The 4,313-nt window shown below is 65.0% G+C and carries 4 protein-coding genes and 6 tRNA genes; 8 read left to right on the top strand and 2 right to left on the bottom strand.

Annotated features, from left to right (window positions below):
- Positions 1 to 9 precede the first annotated feature (9 nt).
- Positions 10 to 81 (bottom strand) — tRNA-Val (locus AC5RWT_RS34870).
- A gap of 342 nt (positions 82 to 423) precedes the next feature.
- On the opposite strand from AC5RWT_RS34870, the gene AC5RWT_RS34875 reads away from it, so the two are divergent.
- The 6 genes from AC5RWT_RS34875 (at position 424) to AC5RWT_RS34900 (ending at position 1,344) form a co-directional block, all read left to right on the top strand.
- Positions 424 to 497: transfer RNA gene (locus tag AC5RWT_RS34875), tRNA-Gly, on the top strand.
- Positions 498 to 558: 61 nt separating this feature from the next.
- A tRNA-Cys gene (locus AC5RWT_RS34880) sits at positions 559 to 629 on the top strand.
- 38 nt (positions 630 to 667) lie between these two features.
- Positions 668 to 739, top strand: a tRNA-Val gene (locus AC5RWT_RS34885).
- A gap of 37 nt (positions 740 to 776) precedes the next feature.
- Positions 777 to 850, top strand: a tRNA-Gly gene (locus AC5RWT_RS34890).
- A 46-nt stretch (positions 851 to 896) separates the two neighbouring features.
- A tRNA-Val gene (locus tag AC5RWT_RS34895) sits at positions 897 to 971 on the top strand.
- 124 nt (positions 972 to 1,095) lie between these two features.
- Positions 1,096 to 1,344 carry an antitoxin gene (locus AC5RWT_RS34900; RefSeq protein ID WP_493967446.1) on the top strand — a complete coding sequence of 83 codons (249 nt, stop codon included), beginning with the start codon at positions 1,096 to 1,098 and terminating at the stop codon, positions 1,342 to 1,344.
- 174 nt (positions 1,345 to 1,518) lie between these two features.
- On the opposite strand, the gene zapE is transcribed toward AC5RWT_RS34900, so the two are convergent.
- Positions 1,519 to 2,556, bottom strand: coding sequence for a cell division protein ZapE (gene zapE, locus AC5RWT_RS34905; protein ID WP_494084219.1), 1,038 nt, complete (start codon positions 2,554 to 2,556; stop codon positions 1,519 to 1,521).
- Positions 2,557 to 2,805: 249 nt separating this feature from the next.
- On the opposite strand from zapE, the gene AC5RWT_RS34910 reads away from it, so the two are divergent.
- Positions 2,806 to 3,711, top strand: a complete 906-nt coding sequence (locus AC5RWT_RS34910; RefSeq protein ID WP_494084220.1) for a sulfurtransferase — start codon at positions 2,806 to 2,808, stop codon at positions 3,709 to 3,711.
- A gap of 112 nt (positions 3,712 to 3,823) precedes the next feature.
- Complete coding sequence (locus tag AC5RWT_RS34915) at positions 3,824 to 4,282, top strand: SufE family protein (protein WP_494084221.1); 459 nt, start codon at positions 3,824 to 3,826, stop codon at positions 4,280 to 4,282.
- Positions 4,283 to 4,313 lie beyond the last annotated feature (31 nt).

The following is a 4,313-nucleotide window of genomic DNA, read 5'->3' on the forward strand; positions in this document are numbered from 1 at the left end:
ATGCTGAGGTGGGCGATACTGGGTTCGAACCAGTGACCTCTTCGGTGTGAACGAAGCGCGCTACCACTGCGCCAATCGCCCCGATGTGCTGCGGAGGCGCCCGGCGCTTCCTGCAACGTGTAGAAATGCTAGCTCACGGAACCGGTGAAACAAAAATCGGCCGGCAGGGCGCCGGCTGTGCCGGAGGCTGCCTCGGCGGCTTGGGCCGCAGGCAGCATGCCACATGGCAAGGCGACGTCCGTCCCGGGACCGGAGCATCGACGTCGGACGCCGGGGGCCGCCTGTTTCCCGGCGTTTCACCCGGCAGTGAGGCCGATTGGACGAAGCGGGAATCGTCCTATAGAGTTTTTACTCGTTGGAAATCACAACGACGCCGCGAGCGGTTCGACGAACGGTTCCCGGATAAAGTGATGGAAAACTTCTGCGGACGTAGCTCAGCTGGCTAGAGCACCACCTTGCCAAGGTGGATGTCGCGGGTTCGAATCCCGTCGTCCGCTCGCAAGTCACTGTTGCGTGCCAGCGTCGCTGGCCGGTCCTAGAGCAATTGCGAATAGGCACGGTGGGGTGGCCGAGAGGCGAGGCAGCGGCCTGCAAAGCCGTATACGCGGGTTCGAATCCCGTCCCCACCTCGTTTGTGGTGGCAAGCAAACATCTCGTGAGAGTTCACGGGCGATTGGCGCAGCGGTAGCGCGCTTCCCTGACACGGAAGAGGTCACTGGTTCGATCCCAGTATCGCCCACTGAAACGCAGGCCGGAGTGATCCGGACACGTTTCGCGCGGACGTAGCTCAGCTGGCTAGAGCACCACCTTGCCAAGGTGGATGTCGCGGGTTCGAATCCCGTCGTCCGCTCTCGTATTTCCAAGCTATTCTCCAGCGGCCCGCCTCGGGCACACCGGGGCGATTGGCGCAGCGGTAGCGCGCTTCCCTGACACGGAAGAGGTCACTGGTTCGATCCCAGTATCGCCCACCATGCTCGGCTCCCCCAGTGGGAGCCTTTGCCTTTTAAGCCCCCTTGAACGGTTGAGCACCCCGCGGCGCTGTGCCTACGATGGGATTCCAGGGGCGACAGGCCCCCCGTCGGGAAGGAGGTGGCTGTGTCTGTATTTGACGAGCTCAAGGGCAAGGCCGAAGGACTCAAGGACAAGGCAGCCGGTCTCGTGGGAGGAAACTCCGACACGATCAAGGGTGCCGTCGGCAGCGCCGGTGATTTCATCGATGCCAAGACCGGCGGTAAGTACTCCCGGCAGGTAGACGGCCTGCAGGCCAAGGCATCCGGTTTCGTCGACTCGTTCGGCGGGAAGGATGGCCAGGCGCCGTCCGATGGGAACCCTTCGTCCACCTAAATCCTGGGCACGCCAAAGAGGGTGCCGGACCGCCGGGAGGCGGGGCCGACACCCTTTGACGTTTGAGACCCGAATGCGCCGTGATGACCCGAACGGCCGCCGGCGAGGCGTCCCCAAGACCCGTCGGCAGGCCTTGGATGTGCCGCCAAGCAGGCTTTCGGGACGCGCCGGAACTTAGACGGCAGGTTCGCCGGCCTGGCCCTCCCGTGCCAGCGCGGTCAGGCGGGAGACCGCGCGGAAGTACTTTTTCATGTATCCGCCGGACATCATTTCCGGGGTGAAAAGCTCATCGAACGGCACTCCGCTCGCGATGATCGGCACGTCCTTGTCATACAGGCGGTCGGCCAACACCACGAACCGCAAGGCCACCGCCTGCTCGGAGATCGTGTGCACGTTGTGCCAGGCGACGGCGTCCACGCCCTCGAGGAACTGCCGGTACCGGCTGGGGTGCACGCCGGCCAGATGGTTGATCAGATCGGAGAACTCGTCGGCTGCCACCACCTTGCCGTCAAAATCGTGCAGCCTGCGCTTGAGCTCGTGTTCGCTGAGCGGCTTGGGAGCGGCCGCCAGCCCGCGGTGCCGGTAGTCCTCGCCGTCAACGCGGATGACATCGAACTGGTCGGCCAGCACCTGGATCTCACGCTGGAAGTCGACGGCGGCAAATCGCCCCTCCCCCAGTGATCCCGGCAGGGTGTTGGAGGTAGCGGCAAGCTTCACCCCCGCGTCGGCGAGCTCGCGCATCAGCCGCGACATCAGCACTGTGTCGCCCGGGTCATCCAGTTCGAACTCATCAATGCAGACCAAGCGGTAGCCGCTCAGCGCTTCCACGGTCTTGCGGAACGACAACGCACCGACCAGATTGGTGTACTCCACGAAGGTGCCGAACGCCTTCGGACCGTCCACGGCATGCCATAGCGACGCGAGCAGGTGCGTCTTGCCGACGCCGAACCCGCCGTCCAGGTAAATTCCGGAGCGGCCCTCCGGCTTGCCGCCGCCGAACAGCTTCTTCAAGCCCTTCGGTTTGGGCCGGTCGACCGCAACAGCAAAGTGCTGCAGCGCCGTCACGGCCTGGGTCTGCGACGGCTGGGCCGGGTCGGGGCGGTAGCTGGCGAAGGACACTTCGCCAAAACGCGGCGACGGGTGCAGGCCCGCCAGCAGTTCGTCAACGGACACTTTGGGTGTCCGGCGTGAAAGCTGTTCAATCTGGGGCACGTTAAGCTAACCGCTGCTTTCCTGACATGGGAGGACCTATGGCGGCCGGAATGCCGCCAGCAAAACGATACGCTACCGGGCCCACCGGCGGCAGTTAGTGTAGGCCAGGCCACATTCCCGCCAGCTGCGCTCAGGGCGTGTGTCGGCGCGTCTGTACGCCCGGAAGCTTTTACCGGTTCGGATGGTTAGGCTAAACAGAAGTCCCCCGGCCGTTTTCACGGCTTCCTGCACGTTACGGAAGGTTCCGCCATGCCCATTGCCGCTGAGCACAACGAGAAGTTCGCCGCCTACGCCAACCCCGACCGCTTGGTCTCCACGCAATGGCTGGCTGACAACCTGGGCGCGGACGGACTGGTGGTTGTGGAGTCCGACGAGGACATCCTGCTGTACGAAACCGGCCATATCCCGGGAGCAGTAAAGATTGACTGGCACACCGACCTGAATGACGCGGACACGCGTGACTACGTAGACGGCCACGGCTTTGCGGCGCTGCTCGGATCCAAGGGCATCACCCGCGACACCACCGTGGTGCTCTACGGCGACAAGAGCAACTGGTGGGCCGCCTACGCCCTGTGGGTCTTCACCCTGTTCGGCCACGAGGACGTGCGGTTGCTGGACGGCGGCCGGGACAAGTGGATTGCTGAGGGCCGCGAACTGAGCACCGAGACGCCGCAGCCCGATGCGGTGACCTACCCCGTCGTCGAGCGCGACGACGCCCCCATCCGCGCGTTCCTTAACGATGTGCTGGACCACTTTGGCAAGCCGCTGGTGGATGTCCGCTCCCCGGAGGAATACTCCGGCCTGCGGACCACCATGCCGGCCTACCCCGAGGAAGGCGCCCTCCGCGGTGGCCACATCCCGACGGCGGCGTCCGTCCCGTGGGCGCGGGCGGCGGCCGAAGACGGTACGTTCCGGCCGCGCGAAGAACTGGAGGCCATCTACCGCGACGAGGCCGGCCTGCAGCCGGGCGACGACGTGATCGCCTACTGCCGGATCGGCGAGCGGTCCAGCCACACCTGGTTCGTGCTCAAGTACCTCCTGGGTCACGACGCTGTGCGGAACTACGACGGCTCGTGGACCGAGTGGGGCAACGCCGTGCGGGTGCCGATCGTCAAGGGCACCGAACCCGGTGGGCTGCCCGCCGTCCGACGTTAGGGAATAGCCGCCCGGCTCAAACAGTTAACATAATGCGAACCGCGTCGTGCGCCGGCAAGGGTCGCTGGCAATCCCGAACAACCCGAGAGAGCAAAAAGTAGACTGGATGACCGTGCCTTCACAGACCATTCCCGAACCATTGGCCGAGATTATCGACGACTTCCAGGCGGTGACCGAGGCCGAGCGCCTGCAACTGCTGCTGGAGTTCTCCCGGGAGCTGCCCGCGCTGCCCGAGCGGTTTGCCGATCATCCGGAACTGCTGGAACAGGTAGTGGAGTGCCAGTCGCCGCTGTTCCTGACGCTGGAGCTGGGCGAGGACCCGGACCAGGAGGTGCAGATCTACTTCTCCGCGCCGCCGGAAGCCCCGACCACGCGTGGTTTCGCGTCCGTGCTGCATGAGGGGCTGAACGGGCTGCCCGCCGAACAGATCCTTGCCGTTCCGGATGATATCGCCGAGCACTTGGGCTTGACCCGGGCCATCACGCCGCTGCGCATCCGGGGCATGTCCGCCATGTTGTTCCGGGTCAAGCGCCTGATTACCGAAGCCCGCCGGTTGCGCACCCCCGCCTGACGATGGCCAGGCACAAGCCGTCCGCCGGAAC

It is taken from the genome of Arthrobacter sp. Dra40, from assembly GCF_059091905.1.

What these genes read in the sequence shown, in the direction of transcription:
- AC5RWT_RS34910 (WP_494084220.1), top strand. Translation starts at nt 2,806, where the DNA reads ATGCCCATTGCCGCTGAGCACAACGAGAAGTTCGCCGCCTACGCCAAC.